This window comes from Aequorivita aquimaris, from assembly GCF_001573155.1.
Classification (GTDB): domain Bacteria; phylum Bacteroidota; class Bacteroidia; order Flavobacteriales; family Flavobacteriaceae; genus Aequorivita; species Aequorivita aquimaris.
In genome coordinates, this window is sequence record NZ_JRWG01000001.1 from 37,797 (window position 1) to 62,788 (window position 24,992).

Sequence of the window (24,992 nt, forward strand, 5' to 3'; positions counted from 1 at the left end):
ACTGTGTTATTCTATGGCTTTTTGCCATAAGGATAATTTGCTGTATTCGGTGTTGTCCTATCACCAATGTCTAACTGTTTAATAATCAAAGCCAATGCTCAATAAAAGCATCAAATTTTTAATAGAAAATAAACTCGTTGCAGTTCTGCTACTCGTCCTTTTTGTAGGATGGGGAACGGTTAATGCACCTTTCAATAGGGATACTGGTTTCTTACCAAGTAATCCAGTTGCTGTAGATGCCATACCAGATATAGGCGAAAACCAACAAATCGTTTTTACCAAATGGGATGGTCGCTCACCACAAGATATAGAAGACCAAATTACCTATCCATTAACCACATCATTATTGGGTATTCCTGGAGTAAAAACCATTCGTAGCTCGTCTATGTTTGGCTTTTCCAGTATCTACATCATTTTTGAAGAAGATATAGAGTTTTACTGGAGTCGAAGTCGCATTCTCGAAAAACTAAATTCCTTACCAAGTGGTTTATTACCTGATGGTGTTAATCCTGCTTTGGGACCAGATGCTACAGGATTAGGTCAAATATTTTGGTACACACTCGAAGGTCGTGATGAAAATGGAAATGTAACGGGTGGTTGGGATTTGCACGAATTACGTAGTATTCAAGATTACTATGTAAAATATGCATTGTCATCTGCAAGTGGTGTATCTGAAGTTGCATCTATTGGTGGTTACGTGCAAGAATATCAAGTTGATGTAAACCCAGAGTTAATGCGTCAATATAATATTGGCTTGCACCATATTGTAAAAGCAGTTAAAGAAAGTAACCGAGATATTGGAGCACAGACTTTAGAAATCAATCAAGCCGAATATCTGGTACGTGGTTTGGGTTATGTGAAATCCATAGCAGACATCGAAAATGCAGTTGTAACTTCAGAAGATTACACAGCTATCAAAATTAAAGATGTGGCAAAAGTGTCTTTAGGTCCTGCAACAAGACGTGGAATTTTAGACAAAGAAGGTGCAGAAGTGGTTGGTGGTGTTGTAGTAGCACGTTATGGCGCTAACCCAATGGAAGTGATTAATAATGTAAAAGCCAAAATAAACGAATTAAGCGCAGGACTACCTACAAAAACGTTGGCAGATGGTAGAACATCACAAGTAACTATAGTACCATTTTACGACCGTACAGAATTGATTCAAGAAACATTGGGTACACTCAATGAAGCCTTAACTTTAGAAATACTCATTACCATTTTGGTCATTATCATAATGGTATTTAATCTTCGTGCTTCCGTATTGATTTCAGGGCTATTACCTGTTGCGGTGTTAATGGTATTTATAGCAATGAAGCTCTTTGGTGTCGATGCCAATATTGTAGCACTATCAGGCATTGCTATTGCTATTGGTACAATGGTAGATGTTGGTGTCATACTTTCAGAAAACATCGTAAGGCATTTAGACGAAAACGAAAACAAATTACCAATAAACACAGTCGTTTACAACGCAACAGCAGAAGTATCTGGTGCAATCGTAACCGCAGTAATGACAACCATTATCAGTTTTATTCCTGTATTTACAATGATTGGTGCAGAAGGAAAACTATTTAGACCATTAGCATTTACTAAAACCTTTGCTTTAACAGCGTCCATAATTGTAGCCTTATTTCTAATACCACCGTTTGCGGCCTTTTTATTCCGAAAAAAGAGCATTCAAAAACATTTTAAATATGCTTTAAACGGTGTTTTAATAGTATTAGGAATAGCAGCAATAATTTATGGATATTGGTTAGGTGTCATACTCATCGCTTTTGGTGTCACAGCTTTATTAAATCTTCAAAACAAGATTTCAGATAAACAAGCAAACTTTGCCAACATCATCATTTCTGCTTCGGCAATTGTATTCTTATTAGCAGAATATTGGCGACCGTTAGGAGTAAACGAAAGCATCTTCTTAAACCTCATTTTTGTAGCTATTATTTGTTTTGGCTTGTTAGGTGTATTTGGATTATTCATTAAATACTACACACGTATTTTAAGATGGTGTTTAGACAATAAATTATTATTTCTTTCCATACCTACAGCAATTGTCATAGCAGGCTTTTTCATAATGAAAAACACAGGTAAAGAGTTTATGCCATCCTTAAACGAAGGTTCTTTTCTATTAATGCCAACTTCAATGCCACACTCTGGAGTAGAAGAAAATAAGCGCGTTTTACAGCAATTGGATATGGCAGTAGCCAGTATTCCAGAGATTGAAACCGTTGTGGGTAAAGCAGGAAGAACAGAATCAGCTTTAGATCCTGCACCATTATCAATGTATGAAAACATCATTCAATACAAACCTGAATATATGCTGAATGATAAAGGAGGGCGTCAACGCTATAAGGTCAACAATGATGGTGAGTATGTATTAAAAAACGGAATGTCATTGCGAGCGGAACAACGTGAAGCGTGGCAATCTCTAAATGTAAAAGAACAATTAATCCCAGACGATGATGGCGAGTTTTACCGAAACTGGCGACCAGAAATACAATCACCAGACGATATTTGGAACGAAATTGTAAAAGTCACCAAATTACCAGGCGTCACATCAGCACCAAAACTACAACCTATTGAAACCCGATTGGTAATGCTACAAACAGGAATGCGTGCACCAATGGGAATCAAAATAAAAGGACAAGATTTAAAAGAAATTGAAGCCTTTGGAATGCAGTTAGAAACCATTTTAAAAGAAGCTGAAGGTGTAAAGGATGAAGCCGTTTTTGCAGACCGTATTGTAGGTAAACCGTATTTACTTATTGATATTGACAGAGAAAAAATTGCACGTTATGGTGTAAGTATTGAAGAGGTGCAAAACGTATTAAAAGTAGCTGTTGGTGGTATGTCATTAACCCAAACCGTTGAGGGTCGTGAGCGTTATGGCGTTCGTGTACGTTATCCAAGAGAATTACGAGCAAATCCAACCGACTTACAACAAATTTATGTACCTGTTGAAAAAGGCAGTCCTGTACCTTTAAACGAATTGGCAACCATTCGTTACGAACAAGGACCACAAGTCATAAAAAGTGAAGATACCTTTTTGGTAGGCTATGTGTTATTCGATAAAATGGATGGTTTTGCAGAAGTCAATGTGGTAGAAAATGCACAAACCTTAATTCAAGAAAAGATAGATAGTGGTGAATTGGTAGTCCCAAAAGGTATCAACTACCAATTTACGGGAACGTATGAAAACCAATTAAGAGCAGAAAAAACCTTGTCGGTTGTTGTGCCTTTAGCGTTGGCAATCATTTTCTTAATTCTGTATTTCCAATTTCGTTCAGTAGGGACATCACTAATGGTATTCACAGGTATTGCAGTTGCTTTTGCTGGTGGTTTTGTAATGATATGGCTCTATGGTCAAGATTGGTTTTTAAACTTCAGTGTCTTTGGTGAAAACCTACGTGATTTATTCCAAATGCACACCATTAATTTAAGTGTAGCTGTTTGGGTAGGCTTCATTGCTCTATTTGGTATAGCAACCGATGACGGAGTAGTAATGGCAACCTATTTAACACAAACATTTGACAGAAATTCACCAGAAACAAAAAAGGAAATTAGAGCCTCTATTGTAGAAGCAGGCGAGAAGCGTATTAGACCGTGTTTAATGACTACAGCAACAACCATTTTAGCACTCTTGCCTGTACTCACATCAACAGGACGAGGAAGCGATATAATGATTCCTATGGCCATACCAAGTTTTGGCGGAATGCTTATCGCTTTAATCACCTTGTTTGTTGTACCAGTTTTGTATAGCTGGAAAGCCGAAGTTCAACTTAAAAGTGCATCAAAATGAAATCTATAAAAACAGTCTTTTTTCTTTTTTCTATTCTCTTTTGTCTCAAAGGAAACGCCCAACAATTAGAAACATTAATTAACGAGGCGTTAGAGAACAATCCCGAGATTCAAAAATTCGAGTTGCAATACAAAAGAGTTTCAGAAAAAGTAAACGAAGTCAATACCATTCCAAATACAGAATTTGGTGTTGGCTACTTTGTTAGCGAACCCGAAACACGAACAGGCGCACAACGGTTTAAAGTATCAGCAAAACAAATGTTGCCTTGGTTTGGTACAATTACCTCTCGTGAAGATTATGTAACATCACTTGCAGATGCGAAGTATGAAGAGATTGTTATTGCCAAACGTAAACTAATGGCTTCGGTATCTCAATCCTATTACAATCTGTATGCAAACCAAGCAAAACAGCAAGTGTTGAGTGATAATATTAAATTGTTGGAAACCTATGAAACAATGGCATTGACTTCTGTTGAGGTAGGTAAGGCGTCAGCAGTAGATGTATTACGTTTGCAAATGCGTCAAAACGAAATGCAACAATTAAAAGATGTATTGCAACAACAGTTTTTAGCGGAACAAACTAATTTTAATAATCTATTGAATAGAGAAAATGATGTTGTGGTAAACGAAATCGAAGAATTGATGATGCCTTTAGAAGACTTTGATACTACAACTCAAAATTTAGCATTGCATCCTGAACTGCTCAAATATGATAAACTCTACCAATCCGTAGAACAATCCGAATTATTAAACCAAAAAGAAAGCAGTCCGATGATTGGCTTTGGGTTGGATTATATCAATGTTGAGAAGCGACCAGATATGGATTTTAGCGATAACGGAAAAGACATTATAATGCCAATGGTATCAGTATCAATTCCAATATTCAACAAAAAGTACAAATCACAAACCAAACAGAATGAGTTGCAACAACAAGAAATTCTTTCACAAAAACAAGAACGCTTAAATACTTTGGAAACCCTTTTAAGCAAAGCCATTAACGAACGAATTTCTGCAAGAATTAGTTATGCCACCCAAACCAAAAACTTAAAACAGGCTAAAGATGCAGAAGATATTTTAATCAAAAGCTACGAAACAGGAAACATTGATTTTAATGATGTTTTGGATATACAGGAATTGCAATTAAAGTTTCAAATGAACCAAATAGAATCTGTTAAGTCCTACTATGTTCAAAGTGCCATAATTAATTATTTAATTCAGTAAACAATGAAACATACATATCATATACACGGAATGACTTGTAACGGTTGTCGTACTCACGTAGAGGAAACACTTTCAAAAGTACAAGGCGTTTCAAAAGTAACTGTTAACCTTGAAAAAGCCGAAGCTACCATCGAAATGGAAAAGCATATTCCGTTAGAAATCTTTCAAAAGGCCTTAAAAGATGATGGTGGTAGATACAGCATTCATAACCAAGGGGAACATCATCATCATTCAAAACAGAAAACGGAGAAAACCCAAAAAGGCAAAGGAACAGGTACTTTTTACTGCCCAATGCATTGCGAGGGTGATAAAACCTACGATAAATCAGGCGATTGTCCTGTATGCGGAATGGATTTGGTTGAAGAACAAAATCTATCAACATCAAATGCAGAACAATGGACGTGTCCAATGCATCCTGAAATTGTAAAAGATGAAGCAGGTTCCTGTCCCATTTGCGGTATGGATTTAGTACCAATGCAACCAGATCTTTCTGCTGAAGAAAAGACTTATAAAAAACTATTGAAAAAGTTTTGGATAGCAACAGCATTTACATTACCAATTTTCTTAATAGCAATGAGCGAAATGCTACATAACAATCCGTTATACGATATAATGGAACAGAAATATTGGAATTGGATTCAGTTTGCTTTATCCATTCCAGTGGTATTTTATGCTACGTGGATGTTTTTTGAACGCGCTTATCGAAGTATAAAAACGTGGAATCTCAATATGTTTACACTTATCGGTATAGGAGCAGGTGTAGCGTGGTTGTTCAGTGTTTTTGGTATGTTATTTCCTGATGTATTTCCCAATGAGTTTAAAACTGAATCTGGAGCAGTTCACGTGTATTTTGAAGCAGCAACGGTAATTCTAACTTTAGTGCTTTTAGGTCAATTATTGGAAGCTCGTGCTCACAGTAAAACCAATTCCGCAGTAAAAGAATTACTAAAATTAGCACCTAATAAAGCCATTAAAATGGTAGATGGTGAAGAAGTTGAAGTCAGTATAGATAAGATAGAACTTAACGATATTTTGAAGGTAAAACCAGGAGATAAAATCCCTGTTGATGGTATTATTACAGAGGGTGAAACCAGTATTGACGAATCAATGATTACAGGTGAACCTATTCCTGTTAACAAAATTAAAGATGATAAAGTTAGTAGTGGCACAATAAATGGCAACCAAGCATTCTTAATGAAAGCTGAAAAAGTAGGTAGCGATACACTGTTATCACAAATTATACATATGGTAAACGATGCCAGTAGAAGTCGAGCACCTATTCAAAATCTTGCGGATAAAGTATCGGGTTACTTCGTACCTGTAGTAGTCATTATTTCTGTTATCACTTTTATTGTTTGGGCTATTTGGGGTCCAGAACCTGCCTATGTATATGCATTAGTCAATGCAATTGCAGTTTTGATTATTGCGTGTCCGTGTGCTTTAGGTTTAGCAACACCAATGTCTGTAATGGTTGGTGTTGGTAAAGGAGCTCAAAATGGTGTGCTGATTAAAAATGCAGAAGCTCTTGAAAAAATGGATAAGGTTGATACTTTAATTGTAGATAAAACGGGTACGATTACCGAAGGAAAACCCACAGTTGAAACCGTAAGTGCTTTTAGTGATGATTATAACGACAAAAAGGTACTTCAATACATCGTTTCATTAAATACCAATAGTGAACATCCTTTGGCAGAAGCGACAGTTAAATATGGTAAAGAACATAACGCTGAAATAATAAAATCTGAAAACTTTAGTGCTGTCACAGGAAAAGGTGTTGAAGCGATAATAAATGATAAAAAAATAGCATTAGGAAATCCTAAAATGATGGAATATGCCAACGCAGATATTACTTCTAAAATGAAAGACGAAGCTAAATCTTACCAAAAACAAGGTAAGACAGTTTCTTATTTATCATTAGATGAAACCGTTGTAGGATATGTGGTTATAGGAGATAAAATAAAGGAAACAAGTGCCAAAGCGATTAAGGAACTTCAAGAAAAAGGCATTGATGTAATAATGTTGACAGGAGATAATCATGATACAGCTCAAGCAGTAGCTTCTGAATTAAATATGGCAGATTTTAAAGCGAGTATGTTACCCGAAGACAAATTAAAAGAAGTTGAGAAACTTCAAAACAACGGTAAAGTGGTTGCTATGGCAGGTGATGGTATTAACGATGCACCAGCTTTAGCAAAAAGTGATGTAGGTATTGCAATGGGTACAGGAACAGATGTCGCTATTGAAAGTGCTATGATTACATTGGTAAAAGGCGATTTACACGGTATAGTAAAAGCTCGTCATTTAAGTAGTGCAGTAATGAAGAATATCAAACAAAATCTATTCTTTGCGTTAGTTTATAATACGTTAGGTGTACCTATAGCAGCAGGTGTGTTGTTTCCATTTTTTGGAATTTTATTATCACCTATGATAGCTGCTTTAGCAATGAGTTTTAGTTCGGTGTCAGTTATTGCAAATGCGTTACGTTTAAGAAGGATAAAAATATAGTTATGGTAAACAGACACACAGCTTTAAAAATCAGAAAAACACATCGCTATTTAGGTCTCTTTTTAGGCATTCAATTCCTGTTTTGGACAATTAGTGGTTTGTACTTCAGTTGGACAAATATAGACGACATACACGGCGACCATTTCAAGAATTTGGATTATCAACCACAAGCTTTCAATAATTTAATAAGCCCATCAACACTAAATATTGCTAATGGTGTCAATACTATTGAATTAAGAGATATAAATAATACACCCTACTATTGGGTAAATAATGAGCAATTATATAACGCTTTAGACGGAACAAAAAAGAATTTTATTTCAAAAGAAGAAGCGCTTTACATCGCAAAAAATTATATGAAAAGTGGTTTAGAAGTAGAATCAATAGAGCAAATAAATGAGGTAGGTAAACACCACGAATACAGAGAACGTTTATTACCTGCTTATGTGATTTCTTATAAATCTGATGAAGTATTAAAAGCCTATGTGTCTGTTAAAGATGGAAAATTTCAAACTGTAAGACATCGTAGTTGGCGTTGGTTCGATTTTCTATGGATGACGCACACTATGGATTATGAAGGAAGAGACAATTTTAATACAACTGTTTTAAGGGCATTTTCATTGTTAGGCTTAATAACGGTTTTAAGTGGCTTTTTACTATGGTACACATCCTCACCATCAATTAGAAAATTATTAAAAAGAAAATTATAATCATTAAAATTTAAAATTATGGAAAAACACAAACACGACGAAAAAGGTATGAGCAACTACACAAAATTCTTTTTAATGTTAGGCTCATCATTTGTAGCAATGTACATAACGATGTATTTAAACACCTATTCCATAGACCACGTATGGTTTAGTCTAACACGATTTTATATGGTCTGTTTAGGTATTGCAGCTATGGCTTTAATTATGTTTTTCTTTATGAAGAATATGTACAAGAATAAAAGGAAAAATTTGGGTATTGTATTAGGTAGCATCGTCCTTTTCCTTGGTGCTTTAGGTTTAGTACGTGACCAAAAATCAACCGTAGGTGATGTACTTTGGATGAAGGGTATGATACCACATCATTCCATAGCAATTCTAACAAGCGAAAGAGCAGATATAAAAGACCCAGAAGTTAAACAATTAGCAGAGGATATTATTAAAGCACAGAAAAAGGAAATAGAAGAAATGAAAGCAATGATAAAACGATTAGAAAATGAAAAATAATAAAATAGTCATATACATAGGTTTGTTGGCAGTAGGTTTGCTCTTGGGTTGGTTCCTATTTGGTGGTTCATCAAAAGAAGAAGCAGACCATAATCACAATGAAGTTACACAAACCAATCAAATGTGGACTTGCTCTATGCACCCACAAATTATGCAGCCTGAACCAGGCGATTGTCCTATTTGTGGAATGGACTTAATTCCTGCTGAAGCTGGTGCAGATGGTTTAACAGCAGACCAGTTTAAATTAACAGCTAATGCGATGGCTTTAGCAAACATTCAAACTATCGTTGTTGGTAATGGTTCAGTCGAAAATGGAATCATAAAATTATCAGGAAAAATAGCCGAAAACGAAGAAGCAAATGCAGTACAAGTGAGTTATTTTTCAGGGAGAATTGAACGCTTAAACATTAGTTTTACTGGCGAAGAAGTTCGTAAAGGACAATTATTGGCAACTATTTATTCACCCGAATTATATGCAGCACAACAAGAATTAATCACAGCAGCTTCTTTAAAAGAATCTCAACCTGCTTTATACAAAGCAGTCCGTAATAAATTGAAATTATGGAAACTCTCTGAAAATCAAATCAACCAGATTGAAGAAACAGGAAAAGTAAAAGAAAACTTTCCTGTTTATGCAACCGTTTCGGGTACTGTTACAGAAAAATTGGTAGAGCAAGGCGATTACATCAAACAAGGACAACCCTTATTAAAAATTGCCAATCTCAACACAGTTTGGGCAAATTTTGATGTGTATGAAAATCAAATTGAACTTTTCAAAAAAGGGCAAGAAGTTAAAATAATCACCAATGCCTATCCTAATAAACAGTTTAAAGGAAAAGTAGATTTTATAGATCCAATTTTAAATACCAAAACTCGTACTGTTGATTTACGTGTGGTTTTAAATAATAAAGAAACCATTTTTAAACCAGGAATGTTTGTAACCGCAGCAATTGAAAGCTCTAAAACCAATGCAAATGAAGTAATAATGATACCATCTTCGGCAGTACTTTGGACAGGCGAACGCTCTGTAGTCTATCTCAAATCAAATCCTAATGAACCTGTTTTTGAATTGAAAGAAGTTGCTTTAGGTAACAAAATAGGTGATAATTATGAGGTGTTGGAAGGATTGTTCGTAGGAAATGAAATTGTTACCAACGGAACATTTACTGTAGATGCTGCTGCACAACTACAAGGCAAAAAATCAATGATGAACAAGCAAGGTGGTAAAACTATGTCAGGTCACGAAGGTCATTTAGGTATGGATAATAATGCATCAAAAAAGGAAAGTGACCATACTCATATGAATGAACGCTTAAAAGTGTCAGAGAAATTTCAAGAGCAATTAAAAGAGGTGTACAATGATTACATCAATTTAAAAGATGCTTTAGTAAAAGAAGACTCAAAAGGTAGTTCACAAAATGCAACTTCTTTACTATCAAATTTGGGTAATACAGATATGAAATTGCTTAAAGATGAAGCACACAATCATTGGATGTCATTAATAGATGAGATAAAATCTTCTACAACTTCAATAGCCGGTTCACAAGACATTAAAACCCAAAGAAATCACTTTAAACACTTGTCTTCATATTTAATAAAAGCGGTTCAAATATTTGGTGTAAATGAAAAGGTATATGTAGAATTTTGCCCTATGGCAGATAACAATAACGGAGCCTATTGGTTAAGCAAAGAAGAAAAAGTAATCAATCCATATTTTGGCGAAGCAATGCTAACCTGTGGTGAAGTAAAACAAGTAATAGAATAATAAATCAAGTAATAACAATTAAATTTTAAACAATGAATTTTTCAAAGAAAAATCACGAACACAAAAACAAAAATGTAATCGACGTGAGTAAAAAAGTAATTTTAAGTGTAGCTGTAATAGCAGCATTAGGTTTAACAAGTTGTAAAAACGAAACCAAAAAAGAAACAGAAACCACAACTACTGAAATGTCAAAAGATATGGCAATGACAGACCTGTCTTTTGGTGTAAGAGGAAATTGCGGAATGTGTAAAAACACTATCGAAAAAGCAGCTAACGGTGTTGAAGGTGTTGCAAGTGCTAATTGGGATGTCGATAAAAAGAAGATTGATGTGTCTTTTGATGATACAAAAACCGATGCAATGGCAATCCATAAAGCAATCGCAGCTTCAGGATATGATACCGAAAAAGTAGCAGGTGATGAAGAAGCATATGATGGTTTACCAGGTTGTTGTAAATACGACCACGAAATGATGATGAATCAATCTGGTGAAGAAGAAAGTGATGACCATTCAAATCACGACCATTAAGCAATAATGAAAGAGTCTTTTTCGGAAGGCTCTTTTTTATTCCCCACAACCCAAAACCCAGTTTTTTCGCTTGCCTTGGCTTGAGCCTGTCGAAAGCTCAAAATCCTCTGTCTTTTGTGTTGTTCCGCGCGCCAATGCATAATTGGTTTTATGTCATAATACTTGTATCTAAAGCTATAATGGCACATTGCTTGTTTTATTTAAACGTCGTTATTTTATAAAATTGGTACAATAAAAAAGCAAAGAGCCATTGCCAACGCTCAAACAACTATTACGCCACAAAACCAATCCCAAGCTATGTTACATAATAGAAGTTATAGGAGCAAAAATCCTTTCAAAGGTTGCCTACGGCGTTTTATTATATTTTCGTCGCTATAACTGCTATTATGTAAAATATCCACTCACCATCCGCACAAATCGGAACTAAAATTAAACTGTGGATATTCACGAGTACATTAATTTAAAATAAAAATGAAACGAGCTAAATATCCGCTCATCCAACGCTCACATCCGAACATTTAACTATATTTTGAACTATTATTAAACAGTAGAAAGTTTAAGTTAATTATAATATTAGTTATCTCATTCAACTGCACAAAACCATCGTTAAGTCCAAGTATTCCTTACCTCAAGTCTTTGTTTGTTTCATTTCGCTAACAAATATAAAAGTCCACTTTTCCCCACCACCCAAGAAATAGGATATAAAAAAATAGGTTTACAATATTTATAGTACGCCATAGCACATTACTTTTTATCGCTCGCCTTGTCTCGAGCGCCAGTCGAGAGGTCAAAAAAGTAATAAGCTATTGTCTAAAAGTCCTGTATAAGTAGCTTGTTTAAATGCTGTTTTATCAAACAACTATTTAAAATTCTACCCATACAAACGCTTCACCCACCGCTCAATGCGTTTAGTAAACCTATTTTTTTAAGAGTTAATTCCCCAGAAAATTTAAAAGCAAATTGAATCAAGTTTAAACCAATTTGAAATATTAAAATAAAAAAAGATGGCAAATATATGTGGCTACCTTTGCCAACCGCACAAGGCTATAAAGGTCAAGCCCTACGGGTTTTCTAAAAAATTTTGCCCCAAGATTAAGTCGTTCCTGCTATCGCCATTTTGTGAAGCAATATTTTTCACAAAAAACTTGACAGTATGTCTACGCCATTAAAGAATCTACTTTCTTTTTTCTTTTTCTTTTGAAAAAACATTATTGTTTTTGTCTTTAGACAAAAGGATGATAAACAACTTGCATCTGATTATATAGGATAAAAAACTCAAACAAAAAGCAAAGGTACAGGCGTGCGGATGCGAGAGCCACAAGGGTTCGCTTCGCCTGTTGAAAAAAATCTCCACCCTTAATTTTTTCTGCTATTATAATTTTTATGTCATTGATAATATGGTCTTTAACAGACAACTGCAAACTAAAAATCCGGGTAGTATTTTTTCCATAGCCCTTGCACCAATCGCACCGTCCTGTGAAATAGGGGCATTATGTTTAAGTTTTTATTTAGAGTCCGTTTAGGTAGCAGATGGTTGCTGGCGGGCATACGTACATCAGGTAGTCCATTCCATTTAGGTGTTCATTACGTTGGCTTTAAAGAGTACACGTTGCGCATCTTTTGGTTTGAGTGCTGTCTTTCAGAGCTTCCTTTTTAGGGGGCTCTTTTTTTATTCGATTCTAAAAAAAAAAGATGTAACCAAGAATATCTTGAATAATTATAACCATTAGAACAATTGGATTGAACAAGTAGAATCTTGCCGATTTGACGCAATCCTGCTCACTGTCAAAATATCCATCTGTCAAAGGAATAAACCAAATCAAAAGTTTGATAATCTTGACAGTAATGCAATGGAATGCAAATCAGCGCAACATAATCTTGATTGAATTGAATGCATAATTATTGCCATATATTTCAACGGAAGGTACAACTTCGTGTCAAGTCCGTACCAAGTCCGAAGAAAAGTAAGTTTCATTTAAATTATTTATGTTATGGGTAAAATTGCTCAAGGAATTTTAGGAGGGCTTTCCGGTAAGGTTGGAAACATTATAGGTGGAAGCTGGAAAGGTATTGACTACATCAGAATTAAACCTTCAAGTGTAGCCAATCCAAGAACTGTAGGTCAGGTAAACCAAAGAACCAAGTTTACTGTGACTTTAGAATTTATTCAGGCTGTAAAACCATTTGTCCAAAAAGGATATAAGTTTTTAGCAGTGAAGAAAACAGCATTTAATGCTGCGATGTCTTATGTGTTGAATAATGCCATCACAGGAGTCGAACCTGACTTTGAGGTGGATTATGCAACCGCATTAGTAAGTAGAGGAGGTTTGTCAGCTGCTTTGAACCCTTCTACAGATCTTGCAACAGCTGGAGAGGTAACTTTTAACTGGGATGATAACTCTGCTGAAGGTAACGCAAATGCTACCGATAAAGCAATGTTATTGGTTTACAATCCATCAAAGAAAGAATCTATTTCTTTAACAGATGGAGCCGACAGAACAGTAGGGACTCAAATTGTTGCAATTCCAACAACCTACGCAGGAGATACTGTAGAGCTATTTATGGCATTTATAACTGCCGATGGTAGCCAAGTGTCAAACAGTACTTATTTAGGCTCTGGGATAGCCAATTAATAGCTTGGTGCTTTTATTTGAAAACCGCTCAAATCGAGCGGTTTTTTTATGTTATATTCGTAAGTGAATTTATTAATGATTGCTCTTGTTTTACTCTTTTTATGCATTTTTTGTATCCTATTTGTTGCCCAAATGCTGTAACTATCGTAAAATCAAGGATAATTACATATTGCATCGGGAAGTAACTTGCCTTCATTAACATGCAGGATTTAAATTTAAAAAGAGCTGAATAAATTATTGTCTTTTAATAATACCATTCAGGCTCACTCTAATAGTGTTGTCCAATAGGTCTTGCAAGCTATATTCCATAAGTGCGGTTTTATGGCTTATTACTTGATCCAGATTTATCAGATGAAATTCACAAAACAACTGGGTATTGATTGTGGGGTCTATATCACCACTCCTTTGCCCCTTTTTCAATAAGGTTTTAATTATACCAAAAACTATTTTACCGCGTTGAAGGGCATAAAACTGATAGGTTTCCGGATAACCTCTTTTTAAATCAAAATAAAAATTAGGTGTAACTTTTATTAAATGTTTTACGGCGTATTCATAAATCTTTATTATTTTCTCTATCGGTGTTCCCCTTTCATCTTGAATCCTTTTGATATTTGAAAAATGTAAATCAAAAAGATGGTGAATACATTTTTGAACCAATTCCTTTTTACTGCCATAATGAAGATAAATGGTCTTCTTTGATAAACCCATTTCTCGGGCTATATCATCCATTCTAACGGTCTTGATTCCATGGGTTTGAAAAAGCACAAGTGACCTAACCAATATGGTTTTTGACAGGGACATAGCTGTAGATATCTATTCTTATAGTTGATAGTTTTTCAAAATAGCATCAAAAGAATATTTACCGCTGCCAAGTATTAACAAAACTACATAGGCCAACAAGTAAAACAGTCCTAATTCTTTCAAGGCATATGGATCGCTACCGTGAATCATTAATACGGCTACCAACATGGTTATAATCAATGGAATGGCCGCTATTCTGGTAAAAAGTCCAATTAGCAATAATATAGAGCATAAAACTTCTGCAACCACAGTTAATACTAATGAAAACGTTGCGCTCATCCCCATAACAATGGGAAACTGAATATCTCCGCTAAACAGCATGTATAGTTTTGGAATTCCATGAACAAGCATCATTATACCCACACCCAACCTTAATAATAAGACAGCCATACCAACTGTGTTCTCTTTTAATTCAATATCCAGTAATTTTTTCATAATTCATTGTTTTGTTTCTAACCTATCTTTACTGAAGTCATTGTAAGTGAACCTCCAACAGGTTTGTCGTTAAATATTGTTATTTCTTCATTTTTGGTCTTTAATGCCAAGGTGTAAATCAACGGCAAATAATGTTCGGGCGTTGGGATGGCTAACTCAAAAGCTTTTCCTTGGGATTTAAAGTCAATTAAACTTTTGTGATCTTCGTTAACGATAAAGTGTTTCATCTTTTCGTTGGCCTCTATAGTCCAATCGTAGGCATATACTTCGTTTAACCTTTTCCATGAAACCATGCGAAGATTGTGTACCATATTTCCACTTCCCACAATTAGAACACCCTTTGTGCGAAGGCCATTCAATTCCTTTGCTAATTCATAGTGATATTTTGCAGGCTGTGTATAATCAATGCTCATTTGAATTACCGGGATATCGGCATTGGGATAGAGATGTTTTATAACGCTCCACGCTCCGTGGTCGAGCCCCCATTTATCATCTAATCCTACATTTGTTTTTGTTATTATCGCTTTGGTCTGTTTTGCCAGTTGAGGGCTTCCCGGTGCTGGGTATTGTACTTCAAAAAGCTCCTGTGGGAAACCTCCAAAGTCATGAATGGTAGGAGGATTTTGCATTGCTGTTACATATGTGCCATTCGTTTCCCAATGGGCAGAAATACAGAGTATTGCATTGGGGCGTACCAATTCATTTCCCAGCCGTCTAAAATTTGCCACAAATTCATTTTCCTCAATGGCATTCATAGGGCTTCCATGACCCAAGAATAGTACAGGCATTTTTTCTGTACTACTCATTGTTGCTGTCATTTTATTTAAATCTTTCAATTTCATACTTGAACCTATTAGCGGCAATAGTGCCATTGATTTTAAAAATTGTTTTCTATTCATTGACGTAATCTAACTACGAAACTTGCTTTGCCATACACGTCTTCTCTGCTTATCTTTTGGATTTTAAACTTTTTCATGATTTCTAAATTCAAAATATGAATAACTTCCCTTTAAATAGTTTTACTGTTTGGCGAACTGTAGATGAACTACAATATCCACATCCTTACCAATACCAGTTGCGGTAGGGTCAAAATTAATGTTATAGTCAAACCTGTTGATAGTGGTTTTCGCTTTCAAACCTAATTTTTCACCTTGGTCGCTCTTGGCAGTTCCCCCGTAGTACACATCAAAAATTACTGGTTTTGTAACTCCTTTAATAGTAAGCTCTCCATACAATAAAAAATGTTCTGGTTTACCCGTCGCTAAAATTTTAGTGCTTTTAAAGGTCATCGTCGGATAGGTTTCCACCTCAAAAAAATCGGCACTTCTCAAGTGTTTGTCCCTCGCATCTACATTGGTGTTGATACTTGCCACTTGCACGTTAAAATTAAATTGTGCATCACTCAAGGCCTCGCCATTGGTGGTTAAACTACCTGTGTAGTCTAAAAAGTTGCCATTCACCAAACTAATGCCTGAATGCTTGATGCTAAAGTTTAGCGAAGAGTGGTTTGGGTCTACCTGCCATTGGGTCTGTGCAAAAGCTCCTATTGTAAATAGGGACATTACAACTAAAATCAGTACTTTTTTCATAATCATTTAGAATTAAATTGTAATTAATTATTTGATTACAAAAATAGTAGCAATACGGATGTTAAGAATTACACTTTTCGGTAGTAGAGGTATAATTTTAGGAAGTTAACAGGCTTCGCATTTCATCCCGAAACTCACCTGGTGTTTGCCCCGATTTCTTTTTGAAAACATTAGAAAAGTAAGAATTTTCATTATAACCCAATTCGTAGGCTATTTCGGCAATGGTTTTATCCGTGGAAATCAGAAGGTTTTTGGCTTCAATCAATTTTCTGGTTTCAATGATTTCCGACACACTTTGCTGTAGAATATTTTGGCAAATTAAATTTAAGTTCCGTGTGCTCATAAACAATTTTTCTGCATAATATCCCACGCTCAAGGGGCGCCGAAAATTTTCTTCCAAAATGGCGAGAAAATTGGTAAACGTCTCATTTTGGTTTGAGGAAATAGCTGTGGGCTGCTGTTTCTGTTTTTCTGATAATACAATCGAAATAACGGCATTGAGCAAATGGCGAATGACGGAAAAATCAGGATTTGATTGTCTTAATTCATTATACATCATTTCAGTCAAAACAGGAAGGCGGCCGGTAAACCTTTCCACCGGCCAAAATATATTAGCCGTATTGTGGAATGCAGCGTAAAGTTGAAAAATAATTTCAGCTGCAAATTCACTACCAAACCTAATTACCCAAACATCGCACTTACCATCTTTTACTATAGGCTTTACTCTGTGAACCTTACCTTTGCTTACAAAACAAACATAGGGAGCATCTACGGTTGTGGTTTCAAAATCTATGAAATGCTCAATAGAACCCTCCATTCCTATAAGGATTTCTTCAAAATCGTGGATATGAGGTTCATTAGTTGAAGAAGCAACTTTTTTTGCCTCTTCAACGTCAAACCTAAATATTTTTACTGGTTGGTCCATTGCTTAATTACTGATGTAGTGTAAAAACTAAATTTACAAATTTTAAATCAGTTCTCTTCATTATCCCCCACCACCTCTTATACAAGGGTAAATCCGTTAATATTTCCATAAATCTCAGGATTAATGGTTCTTTTCTGTGGAATTGGCAATGCAAACCCATAGTTTTGCCCCCTTATTGAACAATAATTGAAAAAACAAAATTATGAGTCAAGTACAAGGAAATGAAACCGTAAAACTTCACTACACAGGAAAATTGAACAACGGACAGGTTTTCGATAGTTCCGTTCAACGTGAGCCGCTGGAAGTGAAATTGGGTGAAGGCAAGCTAATTCCGGGGTTTGAAAAAGGATTGGTCGATATGAAAGTGAATGAAAAGAAAACAATTACCATCCCAAAGGAAGAAGCTTACGGCGAAGTTCAAAAGTCGCTTTTTCAAAAAATTCCAAATGAAAACCTTCCTCCGGAAATAAAACCTGAAGTGGGAATGGGTCTTGTTTCAAAAAACCCCGATGGCAGCGAACGCCAACTTCGTGTAGCCGATGTAAAAGACGGGTTTATTATTGTAGATGCAAACCATCCATTGGCTGGGCAAGATCTTACCTTTGAACTCGAGCTCCTCGCAATAAAATAAATTTGATAACCGTATCGATGCAAAAAAGACTACCAAAAAAAGTAGTCTTTTTTTATTTCCAATTAAAAACAAAAAAGTAATTAAGAATGGAGAGGTTTTTATTTATTTCTTTATAAACTTTTTATAAAATACACCATCCGCATTTTCAAATACGCAAAAATAGATTCCCGAACGTAATGTTTCAATGTTAATAGTATTGATAACCGGAAAAATTTCCATCACATTTCTTCCTTGCATATCCCTAATTGAAACAGAATTAGGTTGGGTGCCTTCTTCCCATTGCAAATAAATGTTGTGTTGCGCAGGATTGGGATATATCGAAAAAGGCACAGCTTGTACAGTATTTATTTCCAAGGTGCCGGTATAACGCATCACAGTAGCCTTTTCTCCATTACTTGCATCTAAATAGGCCACATAAGGCATACCCGTATTGCTGAATGCAAGTGAGGTATAACCCGTTGCTCCTTCCGAAAATCCTTCCGTTCCAAGGGCTACCCAATCTGTCCCGTTATAAAACATTGTAGTTGCCTTATTTGCATTTGCTTTATCCCGAAAAGCTATATACGGAGCTCCAGCATTACTGAATGCAAGCGAGGTAAATGAAACTTCATCTTCCGAAAATCCGGTATTCCCAACCGGTATCCAGTTGTTCCCATCAAATTTCATTACAGTCGCTTTACCTTCATTTCCACCATCTGTGTAAGCCACGTGCAAATCATTATTACTATCAAAAGCAAGTGATGGATATATAATATTACCCGCTGAGAATCCTGGAATTCCTACATAAACCCAAGTATTTCCATCAAATTCCATCACGCTCATCTTGCTTGCATTTCCAGCATCACGAAATGCCACATAAAGATTGCCACTATTGCCAATGGCGAGAGCAGGATCGGTATAAATTGAACCACCACCGGAAAATCCAGGACTGCCCACAGGTATCCAGTTGCTTCCATTAAATTTCATAACAGTTACATTATAACCTTCCGCCCAATCTTGGTATGCGACAAATAATTCACCAGTGTTGCTAATTGCGAGGGAAGTGTGATATGCAGTATCTGCAGAAAAACCAGCAGTACCAACAACTACCCAGTTGGTGCCATCAAACTTCATTACCGTTGCTTTTGAGTCAAGTGAACTGTCGGAATATGCTATGTACGGCGTTCCACTATTGTCTATGACGAGCGAAGTATAACTTACTTCCCCGGGAGTAAATCCTGCTGTTCCAACAGAAGTCCAGTTATTTCCATTATGCCTCATCACAGTAGCTTTAAATGAATTACCACCATCCCTATAGGCAACATACGGTTCTCCATTAGTATTAAATACTAAGGAAATATCCTGAACAATTCCCGCTGAAAATCCGGGAATACCAACCACTTCCCAATCCTGTGAAAAGGCGGCTGTAGTCATAAATATTATTAATAAAGAAAATAAGTGTCGTAATTTTTTTTTCATCATAAAATCATTTTTTAATTATAGGGATTGGTTTCCATCCCCTTTAAAAGTCCATCGAATTTCTTTGTGAAATGTCATCACTTGGGTTTCCACAAAACAAATTATCTGGATAAAAAATAGAAAATGGCGAAGTATTTATTGTAAGTATGCAAGAATGGAATAGAAAAAAAGGAAAGAAATCCTTGAAATTGCTTACAGTAGTATGGTTGTGGAATTACAGCTTTCTTGTTTCTAATTTAAGAACAATCACATCCACACAATTAATCCCATCAATGGCTGCGGAAATTATTCCCCCGGCATAACCTGCGCCTTCGCCACAAGGATACAAACCTTTTATTTCAATATGTTCAAGCGTTTCAGAATTTCTTGGAATTGCTATGGGGGAAGAAGTTCTACTCTCCGGCGCATGCAAAACTGCTTGGTTTGTATAATATCCTTTCATTTTTTTTCCGAAGATAACAAAGGCCTTTTTCAATCTTTTTGAAAGCAATGGTGGCAGTACTTCATTCAAATCCGCCGAAACAATTCCGGGTTGGTACGATGTTTTTGGAAAATCCTCAGAAATTTTTCCTTCCACAAAATCAATCATCCGCTGGGCAGGGACTTTTTGGGTCTTCCCTCCTGCTTCCCAACAACACTTTTCCACTTCCTTCTGAAAATTTAAGCATACAAAAGGATCGTCTTTTTTATAGTTTGGCAAATCCTTCGGCTCCACACTCACCACAATGCCACTGTTTGCGTACGGATTGTTGCGCTTGCTTGGGCTCCAACCGTTGGTAACCACCTCCTCCTGCTCGGTGGCGCAGGGCGCTATTATTCCGCCGGGACACATACAGAAAGAATACACACCCAATCCATCCACCTGCTCCACTAAGGCATAACTGGCCGGTGGCAGGTACGGATTGTCCACCTCGCCGTGATATTGAATATAATCGATAAGTTCCTGTTGGTGCTCCACCCGAACCCCAATGGCAAACGGTTTGGCTTCAATCTTAATATTTTTATCGTGAAGCAAATAGAAAATATCCCGTGCGGAATGGCCGGTTGCAAGTATTACATTCTCAAACCCAAACCATTTTTCGTTATTTATTTGAATGGCTTCAATAGCATTCGCTTTCAGCTTTAAGTCGGTCAATTTTGAATTGAAATGCACTTCACCACCATTTTCGATAATAGCTTCCCGCATTGCAGTGATTATCTTTGGAAGTTTATTGGTGCCAATATGCGGGTGCGCATCAACCAGTATATCTTCATCGGCGCCAAAGTGCACAAACCATTCCAAGGCTTTCAGTACATTTCCACGCTTTTTTGAGCGCGTATATAGTTTCCCATCGGAATAGGTTCCCGCGCCGCCTTCCCCAAAACAATAATTGCTTTCCGGGTTTACAATTTGGTCTTTGTTGATGGCCGCAAGATCCCTTCTGCGCTCGCGGACGTCTTTTCCGCGTTCAAAAACAATCGGTTTCAATCCAGCCTCAATTGCCCGAAGCGCTGCGTAAAGCCCTGCCGGCCCAGCGCCAATGATCGCTATTTCCTTTGCTTTTGAAACATCTTGGGGCACGAATGGCGGAATGGTTTCCCTTTTCTCACCTTTCAGCCACAGTTCAATCTGCAGATTTATTTTTATGGGTTTCCGGCGTGCATCAATGGAGCGCTTGCGAATCCGCCAGTCACTAATTCCATCCCTGCGCAGCTTCTCTTTTTCCAAAGCAAGTTCAAGGATATAATCCAAATCTTCCTGTTGCCGCGGTAATATCGCAATTTGTACCAATCTGCCCATAGAGCGCAAATATAAATTTTTAATGGCGAAGTTTTTCACAATAATCAATCCTGAAATATTCACTAACCCCTAGTTAAAAATTGATTAAACTTATAAAGTGTGCCTCCTTTCGTCTAGTTATTGGCTATTTTTAAATCAAATAATTTTATGGGAAAAACATTTCACAGTACGCTGGCCACTATTTTTATAATCGCCATATTAAATACCTTGCAAGCCCAGCAATTGAAGGGCTTTGTATTTGATACATATAATTCCCCAATACCTGAGGTTTCGGTTTTTGTGAATGGTGAAAAGACTGTTGAAACCAATAACGAAGGATTATTTAAGCTTTCCGAAGTATTCAAACTCCCCTTAAAAATAACCCTTCGGCATCCAGATTTTTACAATGTTACCGTGCAAATGACCAAGAATAACGAGGCTTTTCAACTTTCACCGCTATCCAAATCTGAAAATCTAGATGAAGTGATCATTTCTTCAACCTATCAAAAAGAAAGCAAGATCCTGATTCCCACGAAAAAAATTTCCGCTGAAAAATTTGAGGAATACAGCCCCAGGGATTTAGTTTCAGCCATCAATGAAACGCCCGGGGTTTATATACAGAGCGGGGCCATCAATACCAACCGGATCGTAATTCGGGGCGTAGGCTCGCGCACGCTTTATGGTACCAATAAAATCCGCGCCTATTTTAACGGAATTTCTCTTACCAATGGCGGTGGCGAAACGGCAATAGACGCGATTGATCCCGAGCATATTCAGACCATGGAAATAGTAAAAGGGCCCAAAGCCACTCAATACGGCACCAATTTGGGCGGAACCCTGCTGATAAATTCCAAACAGGCTGCCGTGGGCAATTCTTTCTTGGCCACCAACCTTTCCGTTGGCTCCTTTGGACTGATTAAAAACACGGTCGCCGCCGCGACTGCAACCGACAGGTTTTCCTTAAATTTAAATTACGACCACTTGGAAACGGACGGCTTTCGCGAGAATAGCGATTATGATAGGAAAACCTTGTTACTTACTTCCTCATATAAATTGAATCCTAAAAACGAAATCGATTTACTGGTTAATTATGTGGACTATCTCGCCCAGATTCCCAGCTCCATTGGCAGGACGGCTTTTGAGGAAGACCCTTCCCAAGCGGCCTTTACGTGGAAGGCTGCGCAGGGTTTTGAGGATAATAAACAGACCTTGTTGGGAATGAGCAATACACATCGATTTTCCGAAAATTTCACCAATACCAGCAGTGTTTTTTATACCTATTTGGACCATTATGAGCCGCGGCCTTTTAATATTTTGGATGAATACACCATCGGTTACGGCGCACGGACGGTTTTTGCAAAAGACTTTTCATTTTTAAAAAATAAAGCCAATCTCAGTTTTGGAGGGGAATTTTACAAAGATGAATACAACTGGAAAACGATTGAAAATTTATATGAGGAAAACAATGGCAACGGCAGTTTGGAAGGACAATTGTTAAGTGATAATATTGAAAAAAGGGACAATTTGAATGTTTTTGCGACCGTGACCCTTCCCTTTACCCAAAAGTTGAAAGGTCAGTTTGGCCTCAATTTTAACCAAACCACTTATGATTTTACCGACGACTTTAACGAAGGGGCTTCCAATAAAAGTGCGGAACGCAATTTTGAGCCCATTCTGGCGCCGAATGTAAACTTATTATATCAATTCACTGAAAATAGTAGCGTTTATTTCAACTTTAGTCGCGGCTTTAATTATCCTTCCATTGAGGAGACCCTTACGCCAAACGGAGTCGTAAATCCCAACCTCGGGCCGGAGAAGGGTTTCAATTATGAATTGGGAAGTGAGCTTTTTCTTTTTAGGAGAAAACTTCACCTTCAGGTGAATGCCTATCTGTTGGATATTGACGACTTACTGGTAGCGGAGCGCGTTGGCGACGATCAGTATATTGGCAGAAATGCGGGCAAAACGGAACACAAAGGGATTGAATTAAATATTTCCTATAACCAATCCGCAGGACGATTTTTATATATCTCGCCCTATTTAAATGCGGAAATTACGGACCATACATTTATCGACTTCGTGGATGGCGACAGTGATTTTTCGGGAAACCAACTTACGGGAGTCCCCGATAAAAAAATAAACGGAGGCATAAATCTTGGTTTTAAAAACTTCAGTTTGAGTTCTAATTTTCTTCATATTGGGGAAATTCCACTTAACGACGCCAACGCGCTTTATTCAGAAAAATATACGGTTTTCAATACTAAGGCTTCCTATAAAAATCAACTTTCAAAAGCGCTCTCTTTTGAAATAAATGCAGGCATAAATAATTTTACGGATGAAAAATATGCCTCCTCGGTTTTGATAAATGCCACAGGCTTTGGGGGCTCCGAACCGCGATACTACTACCCCGGCATGCCTCGAAATTGGTATAGCGGCTTTAAACTAAAGTATCAACTTTAAGCCTTGAAGTTTGTACCTTTGCGAAAACTTTTAACATCATGATTTTCCTAGAAAACGAAGGCAATACCAATCCACGACTTAACCTTGCACTCGAAGAATACGCCCTGCGGAACTTTAGCGCAGATAATGATTATCTGCTCTTCTACATAAACGAGCCGTCGATTATTATTGGCCGTAACCAAAACACCTTGGAAGAAATTAACCACGAGTATATTGAGCAGAACAATATTCACGTAGTGCGAAGGGTTTCAGGCGGGGGTGCGGTATATCACGATTTTGGGAACCTCAATTTCAGTTTTATTACCGATCACGATATAAAAAGTTTGAACAACTTTAAAAAGTTCACCGCGCCCGTAATAAAGGTTTTGAACAGTTTGGGCCTAAACGCTGAACTAAAGGGCCGCAACGACATTCAGGTTGATGAAAAGAAAATTTCTGGCACTGCGCAGTTTTCTACCGGAAAGCGGATGGTAAGTCACGGCACACTTTTGTTTGATACGGTTTTGGGCGAAGTGGTAAACGCGCTTAACGTCAAAATGAGTAAAATTGAGAGCAAGGGCCATAAATCGGTACGCAGCCGCGTGGCCAATATTTCTGAATTTTTAAAGCAACCTTTAAAGATTGAAGAATTCAGAAAATTGTTATTGGAAGGACTATATGAGGAAAGTGAACCGTTTGAGAGTTATCATTTAACGCCCGAGGAATGGAAAGCTGTCCACGAATTGAAAGAAGAGAAATACGACACTTGGGATTGGAACTTCGGACGTTCCCCAAAATTCAACATACAGCGGAGCAAACGTTTTCCAATTGGTGAAATTGATCTTCGTATTTTTGTGGAAAAGGGACACATCAAGGATTTTAAAATCTACGGCGATTTCTTCGGAAAAGAGCCCGTGGAAAAGCTTGAAAAACTATTGGAAGGCGCCCGTTATGAAAAAGAAGACATTTCAGAATTGCTGAAAGATATTGAAGTTAAAGAATATTTTGGAGACATTCCAAAAATTGATTTTATTGAATTGGTTTATGGGGGAGATTAAGTTGATGGTTTCAAGTTTTTAGTGTCTATTTCCTAATCCCTAATCCCTAATGCCTATTTTAAAAACTCTTCAAATGAGCAAAAACACTAAAATCATCCTTATGGTAGCGGCGGCGGTAGTGACCATCGTGGGGCTGATAACGGGAAGGTACCTATTTATTTTTTTGATGCTGCCCTTGGGTTTTCTCCTTAAGGGAAAAAACATCGACAAATAAAAAAGCCGCAATATAGATTGCGG

Annotated in this window: 19 protein-coding genes; 12 read left to right on the forward strand and 7 right to left on the reverse strand. The window is 36.9% G+C overall.

Going from position 1 to position 24,992, the window contains the following annotated elements:
• The first annotated feature begins 94 nt into the window (after positions 1–94).
• From LS48_RS00180 to LS48_RS00220, 8 genes are all read left to right on the forward strand, one after another.
• Positions 95–3,796 carry an efflux RND transporter permease subunit gene (locus LS48_RS00180; protein WP_062618776.1) on the forward strand — a complete coding sequence of 1,234 codons (3,702 nt, stop codon included), beginning with the start codon at positions 95–97 and terminating at the stop codon, positions 3,794–3,796.
• Complete coding sequence (locus tag LS48_RS00185; RefSeq protein WP_062618778.1) at positions 3,793–5,016, forward strand: TolC family protein; 1,224 nt, start codon at positions 3,793–3,795, stop codon at positions 5,014–5,016. Before LS48_RS00180 ends, LS48_RS00185 begins: the two co-directional genes overlap by 4 nt.
• A gap of 3 nt (positions 5,017–5,019) precedes the next feature.
• Positions 5,020–7,521 (forward strand): heavy metal translocating P-type ATPase, encoded by a 2,502-nt coding sequence (locus LS48_RS00190; RefSeq protein ID WP_062618780.1) that lies wholly within the window; start codon positions 5,020–5,022, stop codon positions 7,519–7,521.
• 2 nt (positions 7,522–7,523) lie between these two features.
• A complete protein-coding gene (locus tag LS48_RS00195) occupies positions 7,524–8,231 on the forward strand; it encodes a PepSY domain-containing protein (protein WP_062618782.1) in 708 nt (235 codons plus the stop codon).
• 18 nt (positions 8,232–8,249) lie between these two features.
• Positions 8,250–8,735, forward strand: coding sequence for a DUF305 domain-containing protein (locus LS48_RS00200; RefSeq protein ID WP_062618784.1), 486 nt, complete (start codon positions 8,250–8,252; stop codon positions 8,733–8,735).
• On the forward strand, positions 8,725–10,500 hold the full coding sequence (locus LS48_RS00205; protein ID WP_062618787.1) for an efflux RND transporter periplasmic adaptor subunit: 1,776 nt from the start codon (positions 8,725–8,727) through the stop codon (positions 10,498–10,500). Before LS48_RS00200 ends, LS48_RS00205 begins: the two co-directional genes overlap by 11 nt.
• Before the next feature lie 32 nt (positions 10,501–10,532).
• Positions 10,533–11,027 (forward strand): heavy-metal-associated domain-containing protein, encoded by a 495-nt coding sequence (locus LS48_RS00210; protein WP_051881039.1) that lies wholly within the window; start codon positions 10,533–10,535, stop codon positions 11,025–11,027.
• 1,991 nt (positions 11,028–13,018) lie between these two features.
• On the forward strand, positions 13,019–13,660 hold the full coding sequence (locus LS48_RS00220) for a DUF6266 family protein (protein ID WP_062618791.1): 642 nt from the start codon (positions 13,019–13,021) through the stop codon (positions 13,658–13,660).
• Between the two features lie 234 nt (positions 13,661–13,894).
• Here LS48_RS00220 and LS48_RS00225 read toward each other — a convergent pair whose 3' ends face one another.
• The 5 genes from LS48_RS00225 to LS48_RS00245 form a co-directional block, all read right to left on the reverse strand.
• A complete protein-coding gene (locus tag LS48_RS00225; RefSeq protein WP_062618793.1) occupies positions 13,895–14,461 on the reverse strand; it encodes a TetR/AcrR family transcriptional regulator in 567 nt (188 codons plus the stop codon).
• A gap of 18 nt (positions 14,462–14,479) precedes the next feature.
• Positions 14,480–14,896: a DoxX family protein gene (locus LS48_RS00230; protein WP_062618796.1), complete on the reverse strand. Its 417-nt coding sequence runs from the start codon at positions 14,894–14,896 to the stop codon at positions 14,480–14,482.
• 17 nt (positions 14,897–14,913) lie between these two features.
• Positions 14,914–15,738, reverse strand: a complete 825-nt coding sequence (ygiD, locus tag LS48_RS00235) for a 4,5-DOPA-extradiol-dioxygenase (RefSeq protein WP_235811001.1) — start codon at positions 15,736–15,738, stop codon at positions 14,914–14,916.
• A gap of 177 nt (positions 15,739–15,915) precedes the next feature.
• Positions 15,916–16,485: a YceI family protein gene (locus LS48_RS00240; protein ID WP_062619735.1), complete on the reverse strand. Its 570-nt coding sequence runs from the start codon at positions 16,483–16,485 to the stop codon at positions 15,916–15,918.
• 97 nt (positions 16,486–16,582) lie between these two features.
• Positions 16,583–17,410 (reverse strand): helix-turn-helix domain-containing protein, encoded by an 828-nt coding sequence (locus tag LS48_RS00245; protein WP_062618800.1) that lies wholly within the window; start codon positions 17,408–17,410, stop codon positions 16,583–16,585.
• A 202-nt stretch (positions 17,411–17,612) separates the two neighbouring features.
• On the opposite strand from LS48_RS00245, the gene LS48_RS00250 reads away from it, so the two are divergent.
• Positions 17,613–18,041 (forward strand): FKBP-type peptidyl-prolyl cis-trans isomerase, encoded by a 429-nt coding sequence (locus tag LS48_RS00250; protein WP_062618803.1) that lies wholly within the window; start codon positions 17,613–17,615, stop codon positions 18,039–18,041.
• 102 nt (positions 18,042–18,143) lie between these two features.
• Here the strand turns inward: LS48_RS00250 and LS48_RS00255 are convergent, their stop codons facing one another.
• Positions 18,144–19,454, reverse strand: coding sequence for a T9SS type A sorting domain-containing protein (locus tag LS48_RS00255; protein ID WP_062618805.1), 1,311 nt, complete (start codon positions 19,452–19,454; stop codon positions 18,144–18,146).
• 259 nt (positions 19,455–19,713) lie between these two features.
• Positions 19,714–21,279 carry an NAD(P)/FAD-dependent oxidoreductase gene (locus tag LS48_RS00260; protein WP_062619737.1) on the reverse strand — a complete coding sequence of 522 codons (1,566 nt, stop codon included), beginning with the start codon at positions 21,277–21,279 and terminating at the stop codon, positions 19,714–19,716.
• Between the two features lie 147 nt (positions 21,280–21,426).
• Between LS48_RS00260 and LS48_RS00265 the strand changes: the two genes are divergently transcribed.
• From LS48_RS00265 to LS48_RS15455, 3 genes are all read left to right on the forward strand, one after another.
• Positions 21,427–23,718 carry a TonB-dependent receptor gene (locus LS48_RS00265; RefSeq protein ID WP_062618807.1) on the forward strand — a complete coding sequence of 764 codons (2,292 nt, stop codon included), beginning with the start codon at positions 21,427–21,429 and terminating at the stop codon, positions 23,716–23,718.
• Between the two features lie 38 nt (positions 23,719–23,756).
• Complete coding sequence (gene lplA, locus LS48_RS00270; protein WP_062618809.1) at positions 23,757–24,755, forward strand: lipoate--protein ligase; 999 nt, start codon at positions 23,757–23,759, stop codon at positions 24,753–24,755.
• A 73-nt stretch (positions 24,756–24,828) separates the two neighbouring features.
• Positions 24,829–24,969 carry a hypothetical protein gene (locus LS48_RS15455; protein WP_193392778.1) on the forward strand — a complete coding sequence of 47 codons (141 nt, stop codon included), beginning with the start codon at positions 24,829–24,831 and terminating at the stop codon, positions 24,967–24,969.
• Positions 24,970–24,992 lie beyond the last annotated feature (23 nt).